Origin of the sequence: Actinosynnema sp. NPDC023658 (assembly GCF_040639995.1) — a bacterium.
Classification (GTDB): domain Bacteria; phylum Actinomycetota; class Actinomycetes; order Mycobacteriales; family Pseudonocardiaceae; genus Actinosynnema.
In genome coordinates this window covers 1-20,635 of record NZ_JBFAAX010000040.1, presented here as the reverse complement: position 1 = coordinate 20,635, position 20,635 = coordinate 1, and the positions used below count along the sequence as shown (strand labels likewise).

20 protein-coding genes are annotated in these 20,635 nt (G+C 71.5%); 12 read left to right on the top strand and 8 right to left on the bottom strand.

The genetic code is table 11. The annotated features are described in order from the left end of the window. The first annotated feature begins 11 nt into the window (after positions 1-11). From lspA to AB0G02_RS08150, 3 genes are all read left to right on the top strand, one after another. On the top strand, positions 12-602 hold the full coding sequence (gene lspA / locus AB0G02_RS08160; RefSeq protein ID WP_360791162.1) for a signal peptidase II: 591 nt from the start codon (positions 12-14) through the stop codon (positions 600-602). Then, positions 599-1,531, top strand: coding sequence for an RluA family pseudouridine synthase (locus tag AB0G02_RS08155; protein WP_360791159.1), 933 nt, complete (start codon positions 599-601; stop codon positions 1,529-1,531). The genes lspA and AB0G02_RS08155 overlap by 4 nt, the downstream gene beginning before the upstream one ends. Before the next feature lie 105 nt (positions 1,532-1,636). Next, positions 1,637-2,851 carry a multidrug effflux MFS transporter gene (locus AB0G02_RS08150; protein WP_360791156.1) on the top strand — a complete coding sequence of 405 codons (1,215 nt, stop codon included), beginning with the start codon at positions 1,637-1,639 and terminating at the stop codon, positions 2,849-2,851. Between the two features lie 163 nt (positions 2,852-3,014). Here the strand turns inward: AB0G02_RS08150 and AB0G02_RS08145 are convergent, their stop codons facing one another. Then, positions 3,015-3,926, bottom strand: coding sequence for an AsnC family protein (locus AB0G02_RS08145; RefSeq protein WP_360791153.1), 912 nt, complete (start codon positions 3,924-3,926; stop codon positions 3,015-3,017). Positions 3,927-4,081: 155 nt separating this feature from the next. Between AB0G02_RS08145 and dnaE the strand changes: the two genes are divergently transcribed. From dnaE to AB0G02_RS08130, 3 genes are all read left to right on the top strand, one after another. After that, a complete protein-coding gene (gene dnaE / locus AB0G02_RS08140; protein ID WP_360791150.1) occupies positions 4,082-7,615 on the top strand; it encodes a DNA polymerase III subunit alpha in 3,534 nt (1,177 codons plus the stop codon). Positions 7,616-7,702: 87 nt separating this feature from the next. After that, positions 7,703-8,935, top strand: a complete 1,233-nt coding sequence (locus tag AB0G02_RS08135) for a cytochrome P450 (RefSeq protein ID WP_360791147.1) — start codon at positions 7,703-7,705, stop codon at positions 8,933-8,935. Continuing rightward, positions 8,922-10,190 carry an adenosylmethionine--8-amino-7-oxononanoate transaminase gene (locus tag AB0G02_RS08130; protein ID WP_360791144.1) on the top strand — a complete coding sequence of 423 codons (1,269 nt, stop codon included), beginning with the start codon at positions 8,922-8,924 and terminating at the stop codon, positions 10,188-10,190. The genes AB0G02_RS08135 and AB0G02_RS08130 overlap by 14 nt, the downstream gene beginning before the upstream one ends. Here the strand turns inward: AB0G02_RS08130 and AB0G02_RS08125 are convergent. Then, positions 10,170-10,802, bottom strand: coding sequence for a hypothetical protein (locus AB0G02_RS08125; protein ID WP_360791141.1), 633 nt, complete (start codon positions 10,800-10,802; stop codon positions 10,170-10,172). The genes AB0G02_RS08130 and AB0G02_RS08125 overlap by 21 nt on opposite strands. A 1-nt stretch (position 10,803) precedes the next feature. After that, entirely contained in the window at positions 10,804-11,043 is a 240-nt protein-coding gene (locus tag AB0G02_RS08120; RefSeq protein ID WP_360791139.1) for a glutaredoxin family protein, read from the bottom strand. Between the two features lie 60 nt (positions 11,044-11,103). Between AB0G02_RS08120 and bioD the strand changes: the two genes are divergently transcribed. The 4 genes from bioD to AB0G02_RS08100 all read left to right on the top strand — a co-directional run bounded on the left by bioD (position 11,104) and on the right by AB0G02_RS08100 (position 13,801). Then, positions 11,104-11,820 carry a dethiobiotin synthase gene (gene bioD / locus AB0G02_RS08115; RefSeq protein ID WP_360791136.1) on the top strand — a complete coding sequence of 239 codons (717 nt, stop codon included), beginning with the start codon at positions 11,104-11,106 and terminating at the stop codon, positions 11,818-11,820. A 121-nt stretch (positions 11,821-11,941) separates the two neighbouring features. Further along, positions 11,942-12,958: a biotin synthase BioB gene (gene bioB, locus AB0G02_RS08110; protein ID WP_360791133.1), complete on the top strand. Its 1,017-nt coding sequence runs from the start codon at positions 11,942-11,944 to the stop codon at positions 12,956-12,958. A gap of 17 nt (positions 12,959-12,975) precedes the next feature. Further along, complete coding sequence (locus AB0G02_RS08105; protein ID WP_360791130.1) at positions 12,976-13,164, top strand: hypothetical protein; 189 nt, start codon at positions 12,976-12,978, stop codon at positions 13,162-13,164. Positions 13,165-13,204: 40 nt separating this feature from the next. Then, positions 13,205-13,801, top strand: a complete 597-nt coding sequence (locus AB0G02_RS08100) for a DUF2567 domain-containing protein (RefSeq protein ID WP_360791127.1) — start codon at positions 13,205-13,207, stop codon at positions 13,799-13,801. A 15-nt stretch (positions 13,802-13,816) separates the two neighbouring features. Here the strand turns inward: AB0G02_RS08100 and AB0G02_RS08095 are convergent, their stop codons facing one another. The 5 genes from AB0G02_RS08095 to AB0G02_RS08075 form a co-directional block, all read right to left on the bottom strand. Next, positions 13,817-14,572: a putative hydro-lyase gene (locus tag AB0G02_RS08095; protein WP_360791124.1), complete on the bottom strand. Its 756-nt coding sequence runs from the start codon at positions 14,570-14,572 to the stop codon at positions 13,817-13,819. Beyond that, positions 14,569-15,831 carry an MFS transporter gene (locus AB0G02_RS08090; protein ID WP_360791121.1) on the bottom strand — a complete coding sequence of 421 codons (1,263 nt, stop codon included), beginning with the start codon at positions 15,829-15,831 and terminating at the stop codon, positions 14,569-14,571. The genes AB0G02_RS08095 and AB0G02_RS08090 overlap by 4 nt, the downstream gene beginning before the upstream one ends. Positions 15,832-16,069: 238 nt before the next feature. Beyond that, positions 16,070-16,804 (bottom strand): type I 3-dehydroquinate dehydratase, encoded by a 735-nt coding sequence (aroD, locus tag AB0G02_RS08085; RefSeq protein WP_360791118.1) that lies wholly within the window; start codon positions 16,802-16,804, stop codon positions 16,070-16,072. A gap of 30 nt (positions 16,805-16,834) precedes the next feature. Beyond that, positions 16,835-17,515: an LON peptidase substrate-binding domain-containing protein gene (locus AB0G02_RS08080; protein ID WP_360791115.1), complete on the bottom strand. Its 681-nt coding sequence runs from the start codon at positions 17,513-17,515 to the stop codon at positions 16,835-16,837. Further along, a complete protein-coding gene (locus tag AB0G02_RS08075; protein WP_360791112.1) occupies positions 17,512-18,201 on the bottom strand; it encodes an NUDIX domain-containing protein in 690 nt (229 codons plus the stop codon). The genes AB0G02_RS08080 and AB0G02_RS08075 overlap by 4 nt, the downstream gene beginning before the upstream one ends. A gap of 64 nt (positions 18,202-18,265) precedes the next feature. Between AB0G02_RS08075 and nadA the strand changes: the two genes are divergently transcribed. Beyond that, entirely contained in the window at positions 18,266-19,285 is a 1,020-nt protein-coding gene (gene nadA, locus AB0G02_RS08070; RefSeq protein ID WP_360791109.1) for a quinolinate synthase NadA, read from the top strand. Continuing rightward, positions 19,282-20,635, top strand: a 1,354-nt coding sequence (gene nadB, locus AB0G02_RS08065) for an L-aspartate oxidase (RefSeq protein ID WP_360791106.1), incomplete at its 3' end; no start/stop codon positions are given. The genes nadA and nadB, both read left to right, overlap by 4 nt.

The window sequence follows — 20,635 nt, the reverse complement described above, 5'->3', positions numbered from 1 at the left end:
ACAATGGCCCGGTGAGCACCGATCCCAACACCGAGCCGGACGACGACCAGCCGGACCGACCCGACGCACCGCTGCCCAAGCGACGGGTCCTGCTGCTGGCCGTCATCGCGCCGCTCGTGTTGGCGCTCGACCTCGTGTCCAAGATGATCGCGGTGGAGAACCTGGAGGGCCGTGACCCGGTCGAGCTGCTCGGCGGCCTGCTCTACCTGCCGCTGATCCGCAACACCGGTGCCGCGTTCGGCCTGGCCGAGGGCTGGACGGTGATCCTCGCCCTGATCGCGGCCGGCGTGGTCGTGTTCATCCTGTGGATCGCGCGCCGGCTGCGGTCGGTCGGCTGGGCCGTCGGCCTCGGCCTGGTGCTGGGCGGCGCGATGGGCAACCTGGTCGACCGGATCTTCCGCGCCCCCGGCCCGCTGCGCGGCGGCGTGGTCGACTTCATCTCGGTCCTCGACCCGTGGGGCAACGTCTTCCCGGTGTTCAACCTCGCGGACTCCGCGATCTGCGTGGGCGGCGGCGTGATCGTGCTGATGGCGCTGCTCCAGCGCGACTACGACGGCACCCGCGTGGAGAAGAACCCCAGCGGGAAGAAGGCGGGCGCATGAGCGGCTACCGGACCCTGCCCGTGCCGGACGGCTTGGACGGGATGCGGGTGGACGCCGGTCTGGCCAAGCTCCTCGGCCTGTCCCGCACGGTGATCGCCGCGTTGACCGAATCGGGTGACGTCGTGCTCGACGGGCAGCCCGCGGGCAAGTCCGACCGCCTGGTGGCGGGCTCGGTGCTGGAGGTCACCCTCCCCGAGCCCGAGCGGCCGATCCAGGTGCAGGCCGTGCCGGTGGAGGGTCTGAAGATCATCCACGAGGACGACGACGTGATCGTGGTCGACAAGCCGGTCGGCGTGGCCGTGCACCCCAGCCCCGGCTGGACCGGTCCCACCGTGGTCGGCGGCCTGGCCGCCGCCGGCATCCGCATCGCCACCTCGGGCGCCGCCGAGCGCCAGGGCGTCGTGCACCGGCTGGACGTCGGCACGACCGGCGTCATGGTGGTCGCCAAGAGCGAGAGCGCCTACTCGGCCCTGAAGCACGCCTTCAAGGAGCGGACGGTCGACAAGCTCTACCACGCGCTCGTGCAGGGCCACCCGGACCCGATCAAGGGCACCATCGACGCCCCGATCGACCGGCACCCCAAGCACGACTACAAGTTCGCCGTGATGGCCAACGGCAAGCCGAGCATCACCCACTACGAGGTGGTGGAGGCGTTCCGGGCCGCGTCGCTGCTGGACGTGCACCTGGAGACCGGCCGCACGCACCAGATCCGCGTGCACTTCTCCGCGCTGCGGCACCCGTGCGTGGGCGACCTGACCTACGGGGCCGACCCGGTGCTCGCCAAGCGGCTCGGCGTCACCCGGCAGTGGCTGCACGCCCGGACGCTCGGCTTCCACCACCCGGCCGACGGGCAGTGGGTGTCGTTCACCAGCGAGTACCCCGACGACCTGGCGGACGCGCTGGAACTGCTGCGGGCAGAGGGTTACTGACCCGTTCCGCCGAAAGTCTTGCGCCTGACGCGTGATGTGTGCCATATCGCTTTCCCCGGATCGTTTGGCTTGCGAAGCTTTTGCCAGACGATCCGGGGAGAGTGGATGGACAACAGGTCCCGACTCGTGGCGCTCCTGGGCACCCTGTGCCTGCTCGGACCGCTGTCGATCGACACGTACCTGCCGGCGTTCCCCGGCATCGCGCGGGACTTCGGCTCGACCGAGTCCCAGATCCAGCTGTCGCTGACCACGTTCATCATCGGCCTGTCGGTCGGGCAGCTGCTGGTCGGTCCGCTGTCCGACTCGTGGGGCAGGCGGCGTCCGCTGCTGGTCGGCATCGGCAGCTACGTCGTGGTCTCGCTGTTCTGCGCGATGGCGCCCAGCGCGTTGGCGCTGTCCGGGCTGCGGCTGTTGCAGGGGCTCGGCGTGGCGGCCGGGTTCGTGGTGGCGATGGCGGTGGCGCGCGACCGGTTCGAGGGCCTGGCCATGGCCCGGTTCATGTCGTTGATGATGCTGGTCAACAGCCTCGGGCCGGTGATCGCGCCGGTGCTGGGCGGCCAGCTGCTGCGGTTCACCAGCTGGCGCGGCACGTTCGTCACGCTCGCCGTGGTCGGGGTGGCGCTGCTGATCGCCCTGGCGGTCGGCCTGCCGGAGACGTTGCCGAAGAACAAGCGGCGTCCGGCGAACCTGATGCTCACGATCAAGGTGTTCCGCGGGCTGCTGGCCGACCGCAAGTTCGTCGGCTACGCCGTGGCGTCGGCCCTGGCCCTCGGCGCGCTGTTCGGCTACGTGGCCGGCGCGTCGTTCGTGCTCCAGGGCGTGTACGGGCTGACGCCGCAGCAGTTCAGCCTGGTGTTCGGCGCGAACTCGGTGGCGATCGTGCTGGCCGGCCTGCTCAACACCAGGCTGACCGGCCGGATCATGCCCCGTCCGCTGCTCAAGATCGGCTTGGCGGGCGCCGCCGTCGGCGGGGTGGGCCTGCTGGTCGGCGGGCTGGTGGGTGGCGGGCTGGCCACGTTCCTGCCGCCGCTGTTCGTGCTGACGATGAGCGTCGGCCTGCTCATGCCGAACGCGGGTTCGCTGGCGATGGCGCGGCACCCGGAGGCGGCGGGCAGCGCGTCGGCCGTGCTGGGCGTGACGACGTTCCTGGTGGGTGGCCTGATGGCCCCGCTGGTGGGCGCGGGCGGCTCCGCGAGCGTGCTGCCGATGGTGACCGTGATGGCGTGCGCGACCCTCCTGGCGGTCCTCGTGTTCGCCACCCTGACCAGGGGCGACGTGGGCATCACCCGCGACTCCGACCCGGCCCCGACCCCCGCCTGACCGGCCCACCCACCTCCACCGCGAGAGTCCTACGTTCGTGGCGCGAGAGTCCTACGTCCAGAGCACCTGAGTTCAACGCTCAGCGCACGGCCGATCGTCCTGAGTGTTGAATTCAGGGTGCGTGGACGTAGGACTCTCGCGCGCTGGACGTAGGACTCTCGGGTCAGTCTTCGATGGTCCAGACGAGGGTGTTCAGGTCGGTCTCGGGGCGGGAGCTCCAGCGGACCGAGAAGATCACCGTGTCCTCCGGCAGCACGTAGACCGTGTGACCGCCGGCCGTCTCGCCCGGCTGCACGCCGATCTTGTGCGGCGGCCGGGAGGACAGCGACACCGGCGCCTTGCCGACCGTCTCACCCTTGTTGGTCATCAGCACCAGGTACATGTCGGGCAGGGCGTTGAACGGCACCTGGCCGATGTTCGCCAGCTCCGTGTGCACGACCACGGCGCGCTCGCCGGCGGCCAGCTTGTAGCCGGCCGCGGTGAACAGGAAGTCCGCCGGGTCGACGACCTCGACCAGCTGGATCGTGAACCGGGCGCCCTCCAGGCCCTCGGTCTCCAGCGTGCTGCCGATCTTGCCGGTGCGCGCGCGGGGCGCGGGGGCCTGGTCGCCGCGCGCCCACCCGGACGTGCCGGGCACGCCCCAGGTGCTCATCGGCTCCGGCACGCGCACGGGCCCGGACGGCGTCGGCTGCGGCCCGGTCTGCGGCTGCGCCGGGAACGGCGTGCTGGGCGGTCCCTGCGGACCGGGGTAGCCGGGGTAGGAGCCGGACGGCGTGCCGTGCACCGTGCCGGGGCCGGGCGGGTACGGTCCGCTGGGCGTGCCGCGGACGGCCTGCCCCCCGGGCCCGGAGTAGTTGCCCCACGCCACGCTGTTGGCCAGCGCCTTGCGGATGCCGTTCGGGTCGCACTCGACGCCGACGAGCAGCGGCAACCCGCTCCCGGACAACGTGATCAGCCGGGTGGCGGCCTCCCGCGGGTCCATGCCCAACCGTGCGGCCACCTCGTGCACGGCGGCACGGCCCATCTCGGCGATCATGGCCAGGAGACGGGCGTCGACGGGGTCCGGCGCTACCACACCTCGAACGCTACCCGCCTGTGAAGATCCCCGCGCCATCGACCCGAACGACACGCGGCCCACCCCGGCACGGTCACGGGGAATCCTCGGTTAGGCTCGCCGTCGTCTTGCCCGAGCACCGTCCCGGGCCCGCTGCGATCTTCAGGGGGGTTTGGGTGTCCGACTCGTTTGTGCACCTCCACGTGCACACCGAGTACTCGATGCTCGACGGCGCGGCGAAGCTGAAGGACATGTTCGCCGAGTGCGAGCGGATGGGCATGCCCGCCGCCGCGATCACCGACCACGGCAACATGTACGGCGCCTACGACTTCTACAAGCAGGCGACCGCCGCGGGCATCAAGCCGGTGATCGGCATCGAGGCCTACATGGCCCCCGAGTCGCGCTTCAACAAGAAGCGCGTGCTGTGGGGCGACCCCGGGCAGAAGTCCGACGACGTCTCCGCCAGCGGCGCGTACACCCACCAGACGATCTGGGCCCGCACGAACGAGGGCCTGCACAACCTGATGAAGCTCTCCAGCAAGGCCTCCCTGGAGGGCCAGCTGGGCAAGTGGCCCCGGATGGACGCCGAGCTGATCGCGGACCACGCGGCGGGGCTGATGGCGACCACCGGCTGCCCGTCCGGCGAGGTGCAGACGAGGCTGCGCCTCGGCCACGAGAAGGAGGCCCTGGAGGCCGCCGCGAAGTGGCGCGACATCTACGGCGCGGAGAACTTCTTCGTCGAGCTGATGGACCACGGCATCGAGATCGAGTCCCGGGTGCGCGGCGGCCTGCTGGACATCGCCAAGAAGCTCGCCATCCCGTTCGTGGTGACCAACGACTCGCACTACACCTACGCCGAGGACCGAGAGGCGCACGAGGCGCTGCTCTGCGTGCAGACCGGCAAGACGCTCCAGGACCCCAGCCGGTTCAAGTTCGACGGCACCGGCTACTACCTGAAGTCGCCCGAGGAGATGCGCGCGATCGACTCCTCCGACGCCTGGCAGGAGGGGTGCCGCAACACCCTGCTGGTGGCCGAGAAGGTCGACACCACCGGCATGTTCGCCTTCCAGAACCTGATGCCGCGCTACCCGACGCCGGAGGGCAAGAGCGAGGCCGACTTCTTCCGCGACGAGGTGTGGGCGGGCATGCGCCGCCGGTTCCCCGAGGGCGTGGACGAGGTCCACCAGCGGCAGGTCGAGTTCGAGATCGACGTCATCCTCCAGATGGGCTTCCCGTCCTACTTCCTGGTGGTGGCCGACTTCATCAACTGGGCCAAGGCGAACGGCATCCGCGTCGGCCCCGGCCGGGGTTCCGCCGCGGGCGCGCTGATCGCCTACGCGATGGGCATCACCGACCTCGACCCGCTGGCCCACGGCCTGATCTTCGAGCGCTTCCTGAACCCCGACCGCGTCAGCCCGCCCGACATCGACATCGACTTCGACGAGCGCCGGCGCGGTGACGTGATCCGGTACGTCACCGAGAAGTGGGGCGTCGACAAGGTCGCCCAGGTGATCACCTTCGGCACGATCAAGGCGAAGGCGGCGATCAAGGACTCCGCCCGCGTGCTGTACGGCCAGCCGGGCTACGCGGTGGCCGACCGCATCTCCAAGGCCATGCCGCCCGCGGTGATGGGCAAGGACATCCCCCTGGCGGGCGTGTTCGACCCGGCGCACAAGCGGTACTCCGAGGCCGCCGAGGTGCGCGCGCTGTACGAGACGGACCCGCAGGTCAAGGAGATCATCGACACCGGCCGTGGCCTGGAGGGCCTGATCCGCAACGCGGGCGTGCACGCCTGCGCGGTGATCATGTCCGCGGAGCCGCTCACGGACCACATCCCGGTCTGGATGCGCCCGCAGGACGGGTCGATCATCACCCAGTTCGACTACCCGACGTGCGAGACGCTCGGCCTGCTGAAGATGGACTTCCTGGGCCTGAGCAACCTGACCACGATCGACGACGCGCTGAAGAACATCGCGCTGAACGGCAAGGGCGACGTCGACATCTCGACCGTGCCCCTGGACGACCGCAAGACCTACGACCTGCTCGGCCGCGGCGACACCCTGGGCGTGTTCCAGCTCGACGGCGGCGCGCTGCGCGACCTGCTGCGCCTGATGCGCCCGGACAACTTCGAGGACGTCTCGGCCGTCATCGCGCTCTACCGGCCGGGTCCGATGGGCGCGAACTCGCACACGAACTACGCGCTGCGCAAGAACCGGCAGCAGGAGATCGTGCCGATCCACGAGGAGCTGCGCGAACCGCTCGCGGAGATCCTGGACACGACCTACGGCCTGATCGTGTACCAGGAGCAGGTCATGGCGATCGCGCGGAAGGTGGCGGGCTACTCGCTGGCCCAAGCGGACCTGCTCCGCCGCGCGATGGGCAAGAAGAAGAAGGAGATCCTCGACAAGGAGTACGAGGGCTTCGAGGCGGGCATGGTCGCCAACGGCTACTCGCCCGAGGCGATCAAGACGCTGTGGGACATCCTGGTCCCGTTCGCGGACTACGCGTTCAACAAGGCGCACTCCGCCGCGTACGGCCTGATCGCGTACTGGACCGCGTACCTCAAGGCCAACTACCCCGGCGAGTACATGGCCGCCCTGTTGACCACGAACTCGGACAACAAGGACAAGTCGGCCGTCTACCTGGCCGAGTGCCGCCGGATGGGCATCACCGTGCTGCCGCCGGACGTCAACGAGTCCGAGCGCGAGTTCGTCGCGGTCGGTGACGACATCCGGTTCGGCCTGGGCGCGATCCGCAACGTCGGCGCGAACGTCGTCGACGCGATCATCAAGACCCGCAAGGAGAAGGGGAAGTTCGCCGACTTCTCCGACTTCCTGCGCAAGGTCGACGTGCAGGCGTGCAACAAGAAGGTCGTCGAGTCGCTGATCAAGGCGGGCGCGTTCGACTCGCTCGGCCACCCGCGCAAGGGCCTGCACATGGTCCACGTCGAGGCGGTCGACGCGATCATGCTGACCAAGAAGGAAGAGGCGCGCGGCCAGTTCGACCTGTTCGGTGACGGCAGCGGTGACGGCGACGGCGCCTCGGTGTTCGACGTGAAGATCCCGGACGAGCACTGGGAGTCCAAGCACCAGCTCACGCTGGAGCGGGAGATGCTGGGCCTGTACGTGTCCGGCCACCCGCTCAACGGCGTGGAGCAGGTGCTCAGCTCGTACTCGGACACCACGATCCCGCGCATCCTGGAAGGCGACGTGCCCGACGGCACGCAGGTCACGCTGGGCGGCATCCTCGCCTCGGTCACCCGACGGGTGAACAAGAACGGCGAGCCGTGGGCCTCCGCGCAGCTGGAGGACTTGGCCGGTGGCATCGAGGTGCTGTTCTTCCCCAAGAGCTACGTCGTCCACGGCATGTCGGTGGCCGAGGACGCGATCGTGCTGGTCAAGGCGCGGGTGGCCAAGCGGGAGGACCGGATCTCGCTGATCGCCAACGACCTGGTCGTGCCGGACCTGTCGGAGCTGGGCGCGCAGGCGTTGAAGCTGAAGGTGGCGGCGTCGCGCTGCGACCCGAAGCTCGTGACGTCGCTGAAGGAAGTCCTCTCCGCGCACCCCGGCACCACCGAGGTGCACCTGAACCTGGTGATCAACAGCAGCCGCAACACGGTGCTCAAGCTCGATGACGCCCTTCGGGTTACTCCCACCCCGTCCCTTATGGGGGATTTGAAGGCGCTGCTCGGACCGGGGTGCTTGGGCTGATCGGGTGACAAAGCCGGCAATCGGGGACACGAGGGAGTCTCGGATCGTTTGAGTGAACAGGGTTAACTCAAACGAGGAGGGATTCCCTTGGGGGAGAAGATCGCCGGTCTCGACGTGCTGGGCGAGGACTACTTCGCGAACCCGCACGCCTACCACGCCCGACTGCGCGAGGAGGCGGCGGCGAGCGAGATCGTGCTGCCGCGCGGTACCAGGGCGTGGCTCGTCACCCGGTACGAGGAGGCCCGGACCGCGCTCGCCGACGCCCGGTTCAGCAAGCACTTCGACCGGTTCCCAGAAGTGATGGCGCACAACCAGATCGGGGGCCACGAGCCGACCAAGTTCGACGAGTCCCTGGTGCAGCACATGCTGAACATGGACCCGCCGCACCACACCCGGCTGCGCAAGCTCGTCACCAAGGCGTTCACCGCGCGCCGGGTCGAGCAGCTGCGTCCCCGCATCCAGGAGATCACCGACCGGCTGCTGGACGAGGCGGGGGAGAAGGGTGACGTCGACCTGGTCGACGCGCTGGCGTTCCCGCTGCCCATCACGGTGATCTGCGAGATGCTCGACGTGCCGCTGGACCGGCGCGACGAGTTCCGGGTGTGGTCGAACGCGCTCGTCGGCGGCGGCACCGGCGACCCGCAGGCGCTCCAGGCGGCGGGCGCGGCGATGGCGGGCTACCTGGCGGAGCTGGTCGAGCACAAGCGGACCTCGCCGGGTGACGACTTCTTCTCGGCGCTGGTGCACGCCGACGAGGACGGCGACCGGCTCGACCAGCTGGAGCTCATCGCGATGGCGTTCCTGCTGCTGGTCGCCGGGCACGAGACGACGGTCAACCTGATCGCCAACGGCGTGTTCCACCTGTCGCGCGACACCGAGCAGCTGGAGAAGCTGCGCGCCGACCGGGCGTTGCTGCCCGGCGCGGTCGAGGAGGTCCTGCGCTTCGAGAGCCCGGTCAACCAGGCCACGTTCCGCTACACCAACGAGGACGTGGAGCTGGGCGGGGTGACGATCCCCAAGGACAGCGTCGTGGTGGTGTCGCTCAGCGGCGGCAACCGCGACGGGTCCCGCTTCCCCGACCCGGACCGGCTCGACATCACCCGGCAGGCCGCCGGGCACCTCGCGTTCGGCCACGGCATCCACTACTGCCTGGGTGCGCCGCTGGCCCGGATGGAGGGCGAGATCGCGATCGGGACGCTGTTCGACCGGTTCGACGTGACCCTGACCGCCGACCCGGACACGCTGCCGTGGCGGCCGGTCACGCTCATCCGCGGCCTCCAGACGCTGCCCGTTAGCCTGACTCCCCGTGGAGCGCGATGAGCTGCTGAAGCTGGACCAGGCGCACGTCTGGCACCCGTACGGCCCGATGCCGGGCACCCACGAGCCGCTGGTCGTCTCCTCGGCCGAGGGTGTCCGGCTCCGGCTGGACGACGGGCGCGAGCTGGTCGACGGCATGTCGTCGTGGTGGGCCGCGATCCACGGCTACCGGCACCCGGTGCTCGACGCGGCGGTGCGCGACCAGCTCGGCCGGATGAGCCACGTCATGTTCGGCGGCCTCACGCACGAGCCCGCGGTGGCGCTGGCGGCCCGGCTGGTGGAGATCACGCCCGAGCCGTTGCAGCACGTGTTCCTGTGCGACTCGGGGTCGGTGTCGGTCGAGGTCGCGGTCAAGATGGCGGTGCAGCACTGGCGCTCCCAGGGCAAGCCGGGGAAGCGGCGGCTGCTGACCTGGCGCGGCGGCTACCACGGCGACACGTTCCAGCCGATGTCGGTGTGCGACCCGGAGGGCGGGATGCACGCGTTGTGGCGCGGCGTGCTGCCGGAGCAGGTGTTCGCGTCCGCGCCGCCCCGCGAGCTGGACACCGCGTACGTCCAGGAGCTGGCCGACCTCGTCGAGCGGCACGCGGACGAGCTGGCCGCGGTCATCGTGGAACCGGTGGTGCAGGGCGCGGGCGGGATGCGCTTCCACGACCCGCGCTACCTGCACGTGCTGCGGGAGCTGACCCTGGCCAACGACGTGCTGCTGATCTTCGACGAGATCGCCACCGGCTTCGGCCGCACCGGCGAGCTGTTCGCCGCCGACCACGCCGGGATCAGCCCCGACATCATGTGCGTGGGCAAGGCGCTGACCGGCGGCTACCTGTCGATGGCCGCGACCCTGTGCACCCCGCGGGTGGCCGACGGCATCTCCCGCGGCGAGGTGCCCGTGCTGGCGCACGGACCGACGTTCATGGGCAACCCGCTGGCGTCCGCGGTGGCGCTGGCGTCCACCGACCTGCTGCTGTCGCAGGACTGGCGCGCGTCCGTGCGGCGGATCGAGACCGGCTTGCGGTCGGGGCTCGCAGAGGCGCCCGGTGACGTGCGGGTGCTCGGCGCGATCGGCGTGGTGCAGCTGGACCACCCGGTCGACATGGCCGCCGCCACGGCCGCGGCCGTCGACCGCGGCGTGTGGCTGCGACCGTTCCGCGACCTGATCTACACGATGCCGCCGTTCATCAGCACCGACGACGACGTGGCCGCGATCTCCGCGGCCGTCGTGGCGGCGGCCGAGGCGTCACATGCGCAGCAGCGTTGAGCCCCACACCAGCAGCAGCGCCGAGTAGCCGACGCACATCCAGCCGATGGCCTGGTGGCTCGGTTCGCCCTTGCGCCGCAAGAGCTTGGTGACCAGCAGCCACCAGCCCAGCGCGACCGCGCAGAGGGCGAGCGGCGTGGCGATCACGCCGTACGCGCCCGCGTAGACGCCCGCCCAGAAGTCCACCGGCAGGCTGATGCCGTTGGCGTAACGGGTCGGGACGCAGAGCGCCGCGACCGCCGTCCACACCGAGACGACGACCCGCAGCCGCTTCACCGTCACCGGTCGCGCGGTGTCGTAGTTGATGGCGAACACGCCCCACGCCGCGAACGCGCCACCGCCGAACGCCCAGCCCGCCACCGTCGACACGACCGGCACCCGGCCGACCACCCCGCCCAGGGCCGGGAACACCGCGCCCCACAGCAGGAAGTGCCCGCCGACCACCGACGCGACGGCACCCAGCACGACGAGGGTCCGGACGCCGCCGTTCTGCCGCTGGAACCAGTTCTTCCGCGGTCGGGCGGCGAGCCGGGTGGCGGCGGGGACGGACGCGGCGTCGCGTCGGCGCTGGGAGAGCTGCTGCCGGCGCTTGCGTCTTCCGCTGCTCCCCACGTCAGCCTTGGACCGCGGCGGCGAGCTCGGTGTTCGTCGGCTCGACCAGCACCCGGCCGTCGGGCAGCACGACCACCGGGATGTTCTTGCGCCCGCCGGCGAACTCGATGGCGCGGTCGCGGGCCGCGTCGTCGTGCTCGACGTCGACGTCGGTGAACGGCACTTCGTGCTCCCGCAGCCACGCCTTCGCCCGGCGGCAGTCGCCGCACCAGTCCGCACCGTAGAGAACGATCTCACTCATACCGGTGACTGTAGAACGCGGAAGACCGCAACGCTCCGTACAGGCCTAGGGTGAGTGCCCGTGAGCGTCCTCGTGATCACCGGCACCGGCACGGAGGTCGGCAAGACCGTGGTGGTCGCCGCCCTGGCGGCACTGGCCGCGGCCGAAGGTCGACGGGTCGCCGTGCTCAAGCCCGCGCAGACCGGTGTCGCGGAGGGCGAGCCGGGGGACCTCGCCGAGGTGGTCCGCCTCGCGGGCCCGGTCACCACCCGTGAGCTGCGCCGATACCCCGAACCACTGGCACCGGCCACGGCCGCGCGCCGGTCCGGGCTGCCCACCCTGCACCCCAGCGAGGTCGCCTCGGCGGCCGTGGCGCTGGACGAGACGCACGACCTGGTGCTGGTCGAGGGCGCGGGCGGGCTGCTGGTCCGGTTCGACGGCGCGGGCTCGACCATCGCGGACGCCGCGTGGGCGCTCAACGCCCCGGTGCTCGTCGTCGCGCACGGCGGCCTGGGCACGTTGAACATGACCGCGCTGACCGCCGAGGCCCTGCTCCACCGAGGCCTGGAGTCGGTCGGCGTGGTGGTGGGCCGCTGGCCCGCCGAGCCGGACCTGGCCCACCGCACCACCCTGGCCGACCTGCCCGAGGCCGCCGGCGCACCGCTGCTCGGCGTGCTGCCCGACGGCGCGGCGTCGCTGGGGCGGTCCGAGTTCGTGGACGTGGCCCGGCAGGGCCTCTCGCCGTGGTTCGGCGGCACCTTCGACCCGGAGAAGTTCGCCGCGCCCCACACCTGTTGAGGCGGTCGCGCCGATCACCGACCGAGGTCGACCGAACCAGTGACGCACGTCGCTGGGGCGGGGCGGGGTCCGTGCGGCAGACTGCACGGCGGACCACCGCCGGAGTTGACGAGGAGAAGTCGTGACCGCAGCCCCTGAACAGCTCGATGTCCTCGGCGTTGCCCGCGAGCAGGTGCTGGAGCAGGGCGTCGGGCTGTCCGAGGAGCAGGTGCTCGAAGTCCTCCGGCTGCCCGACGAGCGGATCCCCGAGCTGCTGGAGCTGGCGCACGCGGTGCGGATGCGCTGGTGCGGCCCGGAGGTCGAGGTCGAGGGCATCGTGTCGCTCAAGACCGGCGGCTGCCCCGAGGACTGCCACTTCTGCTCCCAGTCCGGCCAGTTCCCCTCGCCGGTGCGCTCGGCGTGGCTCGACATCCCCGGCCTGGTGAGGGCCGCCCGGCAGACAGCCGAGACCGGCGCGACCGAGTTCTGCATCGTCGCCGCCGTGCGCGGGCCGGACAAGCGGCTGCTGTCGCAGGTGCGCGACGGGATCAAGGCCATCCGCGAGGACGGCAACGACATCCAGATCGCGTGCTCGCTCGGCATGCTCACCCAGGAGCAGGTGGACGAGCTGGTGGACATGGGCGTCCACCGCTACAACCACAACCTGGAGACGGCCCGCTCGCACTTCCCGAACGTGGTCACCACGCACTCGTGGGAGGAGCGCTGGGACACCCTGAAGATGATCCGCGCGGCGGGCATGGAGGTCTGCTGCGGCGGCATCATCGGCATGGGCGAGTCGTTGGGGCAGCGCGCCGAGTTCGCCGTGCAGCTCGCGGAGCTGGAGCCCGACGAGGTGCCGCTGAACTTCCTCATCCCCAACCCCGGCACGCCGTACGAGAACTACCCGGTGGTCGAGGGCCCCGACGCGCTGCGGACCGTCGGCGCGTTCCGGCTGGCCCTGCCGCGCACGATCCTGCGCTTCGCCGGCGGCCGTGAGCTGACCTTCGGCGACCTGGGCGCCAAGCAGGGCATGCTGGGCGGTGTCAACGCGATCATCGTCGGCAACTACCTGACCAACCTCGGCCGCCCGGCGCAGGACGACCTCGACATGCTGACCGAGCTGTCCATGCCGATCAAGGAACTGAGCAAGACCCTGTGACGACCGGGCTGGGTGCTGTGACTTTCTGCGGTTATTGCGGCAAGGCGCTCGCGGAGGCCGACCACTCCGCGTGCGCGTCGCGGCTGGGCGTGATCGACCCGCCGCGGTTCTGCGCCGAGTGCGCGCGTCGGATGGTGGTGCAGGTGACACCGGCCGGGTGGACGGCCACGTGCAGCCGTCACGGGGAGATCACCTCCGCGCGGTAACCTGCCGTGCATCTGGTCACGGGTGCAGGGAGGTCGTCGGGTGGCGGAGCAACCGGTGGACGAGCGGGCGACGCCCGTTCGGGTGCCACCCGCACCGGCGTTCGAGTACTACTACGTGGTGCAGCGGCCGCGCGTCGTGGTGAAGCGCGACCTGCTGCCCTCGTTCTCCGTGCTGTCCGCGATCTCGCTGCTCGGGCTGCCCGCGGGGTGGCTGTGGGCGTGGCTCGCGCCGCCCCAGAACGCGGTGGTGCAGCAGGACGGGTCGATGATCCCGGTGACCGGCGAGAGCTACCACCGGCTCGACGGGCTGATGCTGTTCGTGCTGATCGGGCTGGGCGCGGGGCTGCTCACCGGCATCGCGGTGTGGATGCTGCGCGAGCGGCGCGGCCCGGTGGTGATGCTGGCGGCCACGCTCGGCGCGGTCGTGGCCGCCTACCTGGCCCAGCTCGTCGGCACCGGGTCGGCGGGCAGCCGGTACGCCGTCGGCGCCGCGCCCGAGGTGGGTGACGTCATCGCCCTGGCCCCGGTGCTGGAGACGTGGTGGGGCTTGCTGGCGTGGCCCTTGGGCACGGCGCTGGCGTACGGCTGCCTGGCCGCGTGGAACGGCCTGGACGACCTGGGTCGACGGCTGGGGTGACCCCGGGCCGCCGGCTCAGAGCCGGTAGGCCAGGTCCGGCACGTCGGTGACGAACATGTGCCCCGGCGCGTGGGTGATCGCGAACGGCGGCCTCGACGCCATCACCGCCGCCTGCGGCGTCACGCCGCACGCCCAGAACACCGGCACGTCACCCTCGTGCGGTTCGGTGCGCTCGCCGAAGTCCGGCCGGTCGAGGTCCGCGATGCCCAGCGCTGCCGGGTCGCCCGCGTGGACCGGCGCACCGTGGACGGCGGGCATCCGGGCGGTGACGGCGCGCGCCACGTCGACCAGGTCGGGCGGGACGTACCGCATCGACACCACCACCGGCCCGTGCAGGCGGCCCGCCGGGCGGCACTCGCGGTCGGTGACGTACATCGGCACGTTGCGCCCCTGCTCGACGTGCCGCAGCGGGACGCCCGCCCGCTTCAGCTCCGACTCGAACGTGAAGCTGCACCCGATGAGGAAGGCGACCAGGTCGTCGCGCCAGTGCTCGGCCGCGTCGGTGGGCTCGGCCGTCAGCTCGCCGTGCTCCCAGACGCGGTAGCGGGGCACGTCGCGCGACAGGTCCGCGTCGGGCGCCAGGACGGTCCTGGTGCTGCCCCGGTCGGTGACGTCCAGGACCGGGCACGGCCCCGGGTTGCGCTGGGTGAACAGCAGCACGTCGTACGCCCAGTCCTCCGGCACAGCGATCAGGTTGGCCTGGGCGTACCCGTCCGCGAGGCCCGCCGTCGGCCCCCGGTGGTCCCGGCGCACTTCCCTCGGCGTGGTCATCGCAGCTCCACCCCCTTCGTCTCGGGCAGGCCCAGCAGGGCCACCACGGCGATGCCGTAGGCGACCGCGCCGAAGACCATCGCGCCGCCGACGCCCATGCCCTCCGCCAGGAACCCGACCAGGGTGGGGAAGAACGCGCCGACCGCGCGGCCGAAGTTGTAGGTGAAGCCCTGGCCGGTGCCGCGCACCTCGGTCGGGTACAGCTCCGCGAGGTAGGAGCCGAAACCGCTGAAGATCGCTGACGTGGTGAACCCGAGCGGGAACGTGATGAGCAGGATCAGGCCGTTGGCGCCCGCCGGGACCTGGGTGAACAGCACGATCAGGACCGCGCTGAGCACCGCGAACAGGGTGAACGTGCGCTTGCGGCCCAGGGTGTCGGTCAGGTACCCGCCGGTGATGTACCCGGCGAACGCGCCGCTGATGAGCAGGGCCAGGTAGCCGCCGGTGCCGACGACGCTGAGGCCGCGCTCGGTCTTGAGGTACGTCGGCACCCAGCCCGCCAGGGTGTAGTAGCCGCCCTGGACGCCGGTGGCGAGGATCGAGGCGAACAGCGTGGTGCGGCCGAGCCCGCCGCGGAAGACGGCCGTGAAGCCGGTCCGGGCGGCGGCGGTCTTCAGCACCCGCTCGACCTTGGGCGCGTCCTCGACGCCGCGGCGGACGTAGAAGATCAGGACGGCGGGGAGCGCGCCGGTCCAGAACAGCACGCGCCAGGCGATGTCCTGCGGCAGGAAGCTGAACACGGCGGTGTAGACGACGACGCTCAGGCCCCAGCCGACGGCCCACGAGCTCTGGATGAACGCGACCGTGCGGCCCCGGTACCTCGGCCGGCAGTACTCCGCGACGAGGATCGCGCCCGCCGCCCACTCGCCGCCGAAGCCCAGGCCCTGCAACGCACGGAACACCAGCAGCATCTCGTAGCTGGTCGCGAAGCCGCACAGGACCGTGAAGACGGCGTAGGTGATGACCGTGATCATGAGCGTGCGGACCCGGCCGATGCGGTCCGCGAGGACGCCCGCGATCGCGCCGCCGACGGCGGACACGACCAGGGTGACGGTGGTGAGCAGGCCCGCCTCGGCCTTGCCGATGCCGAAGTAGGCGGTGATCGCGAACAGGCTCAGGGGCAGGACCTGGAAGTCGTACGCGTCCAGGCCGTAGCCGCCGAACGCGCCGACGAACGCCCGCTTGCCGTTGCGGCCCAGCGTGTGGAACCACGCGAACAGGCCCCGGCCTTCCTCGGTGTCGATGTCCGTGGTGCTCATGTCGAGGATCACCTCGCAGCTGTGGGGGTGCGGTGGATCACACCGTAGAGGATTGTTGAACAATCCCACAGCGGCATTCGAGCGAACCGCGTGTCCTACGTCCAGAGCGCGCGTGTCCTACGTCCAGGACACCCGAGTTGAACGCTCAGGGCACGGCGAAGCGCACGACCCGGCCATCCCGGGGCGCGCGGCGGTGGAGCGGGGCGAGGGCGAGCGAGGAGGGGAGGGGCGGGTGCGCTCAGGCGTCGACGGCGGTCTTGCGCCGGTCGTACTCCGGGTAGAACCGCCGCATGAGCCGGAACGTCTCGGCGAAGCCCAGTTGACCCGACGTGGGCTGGTGGCCGATGAACGTGTAAGTCACCTTCGAACCGAGAGCGGGAAAGAAGATGCGGGACGCGGTGCCGATCGCGCCCATGGCGATCACGATCAGCTCCGTGTCGTCATCCGCGTTCACCAACAATGACGCCAGGACCTTCACGTCCGCGCTACTCGTCGCCATCGTGGAAATCTTCACGACATCCGCGCCGGCGGCCTTCGCGTCACGCACGATCGCGGTGAGCTCGTCCTGACCGGGAGTGCGGTCGAAATTGTGGTACGACACGATCACGAGCGTGTCGTGCGCCCGTGCGGCGGTGATCACGTCGGCCAGCAGCTCCCGGGACGACAGCTCGACGTCCACCGCGTCCACCAGCGGCGCGACCGCGCGGAACACCTCCAGCCGCTCGGCCTCGGAGCCCTTCCACCCACCGCCCTCGAACGCCGAGCGCACGGTCGCCAGGACCGGCAACCCCCCGAACGCGCGGACCTGTTCGCGGACGTGCCCGACATCGGTCCGGGAGAAGCGGTCGATGCGCAATTCGGCCACGTCGACACCGGCGGAACGCGCTTCTTCCGCCGCCCGATCGACGTCGTCGTCGGCGAAGCTGACCGCGACAAGGGGAATACCGCTGTCGAGCAGCGCGCGCAGGGTCATCGCCGGATTCTACACCGGGCACCGGAACGGTCAGTTGCGATGAGGAAGCTGACCCAATTCCGACAACGGCGCGGGCACCGCGCTCAACGCGCCCAGGATGCCCGCCTCCCGGTGCAGCACCTTGCGCACCAGGCGCAGTCGCCGGGCGGGCGACCTCTCCTCCAGCAACCGCTGCCGGTCCTCCAGCGTCAGCAGGCAGTCGGCCACCAACGCGTACGCCAGCTCGGCCAACGCCGTGTCCTCGTCGGGCGCCCGACGACCCTCACCGAGGTACGCCGCCTGCCGGTACCGGCCGTGCGCCGCCCGCGCGCTCTCCGCCAGCAGCGGCAGCACCGCCTCCACCTCCGGCGGCGCGGCGGTGTCGGGCAGCCACTCCACCGACCCGATCAGGTACGGCGCGCTGTCCTCGTCCACCTCCAGCAGGCGGAACCGCCTGCCGCCCGACGTGGTCAGGTCGTACCGCCCGTCCGGCAGCGGCCGGGCCTCCTGGAGCACGGCGGTGCAGCCGACGTCGTTGAGCGCCTCGACGTTCTCCGCGCCGACCTCCCAGCCCTGCTTGATCGACACGACGCCGAACGTCCGCTCCGGCACCGCGCCCGTCACCAGGTCGACGGTCAGCTGCCGGTACCGGGGCTCGAACACGTGCAGCGGCAGGGAAGCGCCTGGCAGCAGCACGGTGCCCAACGGGAACAGGGGGAGCGTCGTGGTCACGAACCCAAGCTACGGGTGGACGGTGGCCGCAGCACGGCGAACGGGTCGGTGACCCGCATCTCGCCCGACACGAACCGGAACAGGGCGGCGGGCCTGCCGCCGGACGGGCCGGGCTGCACGGTGCCGCCGGTCGGCTCCAGCAGCCCCCGCCGCGACAGCACGCGTTGCAGGTTCGTCGCCGACACCTTGTAGCCCAGGGCCGCCGAGTACAGCGAGCGCAACGCGGAGATGGTGAACTCCGGCGGCGCCAGGGCAAAACCGACGTTCGTGTACGACAGCTTCGACGCCAGCCGGTGGTGGGCGCGGCGGCAGATGGCCTCGTGGTCGAACGCGGTCGCGGGCAGCGCGTCCACGGGGTGCCACGCGGTGTCCGACGGCACCACGGGGTCGATGTGGGACGGGACCAGGCCGAGGAACGCGGTCGCCACGACCCGCGGTCCGGGCACTCGCGTGGGGGTGCTGAACACGGCCAGCTGCTCGACGTGTGACAACTGTCGCACGTCGACTTTCTCGGCCAACTGACGGCGGATCGAGGCCTCGACGTCCTCGTCGTCGCCCAGCCCGCCACCAGGCAGTGACCAGCGGTGAGCGTGGGGTTCCCGGGCGCGTTCCCACAGCATGACCTGGAGTGATCCGGCTCTCACCTGGAGCACCGCGGCCAGCACTTCATGTTCCGCCAGTCCCACTCGGCTGATACTATCGGCCACGTTTTCGACCGTTAGGCGAAAACCTGGCTCTAGGGAGGAACCCATGGTCGCTACCGCCTACGTGGAGCGAACCTCGGACGGCGCCTACGACGGGATCGCGCCGGACGCCGCGTGGCGTGCCGAGGTGCTGGAGCTCGCGCGCCAGCGGGACGCGGTCATCCTCGCGCACAACTACCAGCTGCCCGAGATCCAGGACATCGCCCACCACACCGGTGACTCCCTGGCGCTCAGCCGCATCGCGGCCGCGAGCGACGCGTCGACCATCGTGTTCTGCGGCGTGCACTTCATGGCCGAGACGGCCAAGATCCTGGCCCCGCACAAGACGGTCCTGATCCCGGACGAGCGGGCGGGGTGCTCGCTGGCCGACTCGATCACCGGCGAGCAGCTGCGGGCGTGGAAGGCCGAGCACCCCGGCGCGGTCGTCGTCTCCTACGTCAACACCACGGCCGAGGTGAAGGCGGAGACCGACATCTGCTGCACCTCGTCGAACGCGGTGGACGTGGTGCGGTCCATCCCGGCCGACCGGGAGGTGCTGTTCCTGCCGGACCAGTTCCTCGGCGCGCACGTCAAGCGCGAGACGGGCCGGGAGAACCTGCACATCTGGGCGGGCGAGTGCCACGTCCACGCGGGCATCAACGGCCCGGAGCTGGCCGAGCGCGCGGCGGCGAACCCCGACGCGGACCTGTTCATCCACCCCGAGTGCGGGTGCGCCACGTCGGCGCTCTACCTCGCGGGCGAGGGCACCGTCCCGGCGGACAAGGTCAAGATCCTCTCGACCGGCGACATGATCACCGCCGCGCGGACGACCAGCGCGAAGTCGGTGCTCGTCGCCACCGAGATCGGCATGCTGCACCAGCTGCGCCGGGCCGCGCCGGAGATCGACTTCCGCGCGGTGAACGACCGGGCGTCGTGCCGCTACATGAAGATGATCACCCCGGCGGCGCTGCTGCGCGGCCTGCGGGAGGGCAAGGACGAGGTGCACGTGGACCTGGAGACCGCGAAGCGGGCGCAGGGCGCGGTGCAGCGCATGATCGAGATCGGGCAGCCCGGCGGCGGGGAATGAGCACCCCGCTGTGGGAGGCCCGCGCCGACCTGCTGGTCGTCGGCACGGGCGTGGCCGGTCTGACGGCGGCGCTGCGCGCGCGTGAGCTGGGGCTGCGGGTCCTGGTCGTGACGAAGGCGTCCGGCGAGGACGGCAACACCCGGTGGGCGCAGGGCGGCGTGGCCGTCGTGCTGCCCGACGAGCACGACGAGGGCGACACGGTCGACGCGCACGTGCGCGACACGCTGGTCGCCGGCGCGGGGCTGTGCGAGGAGGCCGCCGTCGCGGCGATCATCGCGGGCGGCCCGGCGGCGGTGACCCGGCTGCGACAGCGCGGCGCGGTGTTCGACCCCGCGCCGACCGGCGGGCTGGCCCGCGCGCGGGAGGGCGGGCACAGCGCGTTCCGGGTGGTGCACGCGGGCGGCGACGCGACCGGCGCGGAGGTGGAGCGCGCGCTGCTGGCGGCGGCGACCGACGGACGCGTGCCTGTGCTGGAGCACCACATCGCGGTGGACGCGGTGCGCACCCCGCTCGGCCAGGTGTGCGGGCTGCTCGTGCTGGACGGCAACGGCGTGCCGGGCGTGCTCAGCGCGCCCGCCGTGCTGCTGGCCAGCGGCGGCCTCGGCCAGCTCTACCAGGCCACGTCCAACCCGGAGGTGGCCACCGGCGACGGCCTGGCGCTGGCGCTGCGCGCGGGCGCGGTGGCGGCGGACGTGGAGTTCGTGCAGTTCCACCCGACCGTCCTCTACACCGGGCGGGGTGCGCGTGGCCGCTGCCCGCTGGTCACCGAGGCGGTGCGCGGCGAGGGCGCGGTGCTGGTCGACGCGACCGGCGCGCGGGTCATGCGCGGCGTGCACCCGTTGGAGGACCTCGCGCCCCGGGACGTGGTCGCCGCGGCGATCACCCGGCACATGGCGGGCGGTCCCGGCGGCGTGGACGACCACGTGTTCCTCGACGCCACCGGCATCTCCGACTTCGCGCGCCGGTTCCCGACCGTGCACGCGGCCTGCCTCGCGGCGGGCGTGGACCCGGCGGGCGACCCGATCCCGGTGGCGCCCGCGGCGCACTTCGCGTGCGGCGGCGTGGTGTCCGACGTGGACGGACGAACGGGCGTGACCGGTCTGTACGCGGCGGGCGAGGTGGCCCGGACCGGGCTGCACGGCGCGAACCGCCTGGCGTCCAACAGCCTGCTGGAGGGCCTGGTCGTCGGCACGCGGGCGGCCGAGGCGGTCGCGGCGGACCTGGCGCTCGGCGTGCTGGCCCGACCGTCGTCGTCGGCCGCGGTGGAGCTGCCGACGGCTCCGGTCGCGGACCGGGACTCGTTGCAGCGCGTCATGTCCCGGTACGCGGCGATCGGCCGTGACGCCGAGG

Bases quoted from the DNA above. Each gene is read 5' to 3' on its own strand.
- AB0G02_RS08150 (WP_360791156.1), top strand. From the start codon at position 1,637: ATGGACAACAGGTCCCGACTCGTGGCGCTCCTGGGCACCCTGTGCCTG.
- AB0G02_RS08090 (WP_360791121.1), bottom strand. From the start codon at position 15,831: ATGAGCACCACGGACATCGACACCGAGGAAGGCCGGGGCCTGTTCGCG.
- aroD (WP_360791118.1), bottom strand. From the start codon at position 16,804: ATGACCCTGCGCGCGCTGCTCGACAGCGGTATTCCCCTTGTCGCGGTC.
- nadA (WP_360791109.1), top strand. From the start codon at position 18,266: ATGGTCGCTACCGCCTACGTGGAGCGAACCTCGGACGGCGCCTACGAC.
- AB0G02_RS08155 (WP_360791159.1), top strand. From the start codon at position 599: ATGAGCGGCTACCGGACCCTGCCCGTGCCGGACGGCTTGGACGGGATG.
- AB0G02_RS08120 (WP_360791139.1), bottom strand. From the start codon at position 11,043: ATGAGTGAGATCGTTCTCTACGGTGCGGACTGGTGCGGCGACTGCCGC.
- AB0G02_RS08095 (WP_360791124.1), bottom strand. From the start codon at position 14,572: ATGACCACGCCGAGGGAAGTGCGCCGGGACCACCGGGGGCCGACGGCG.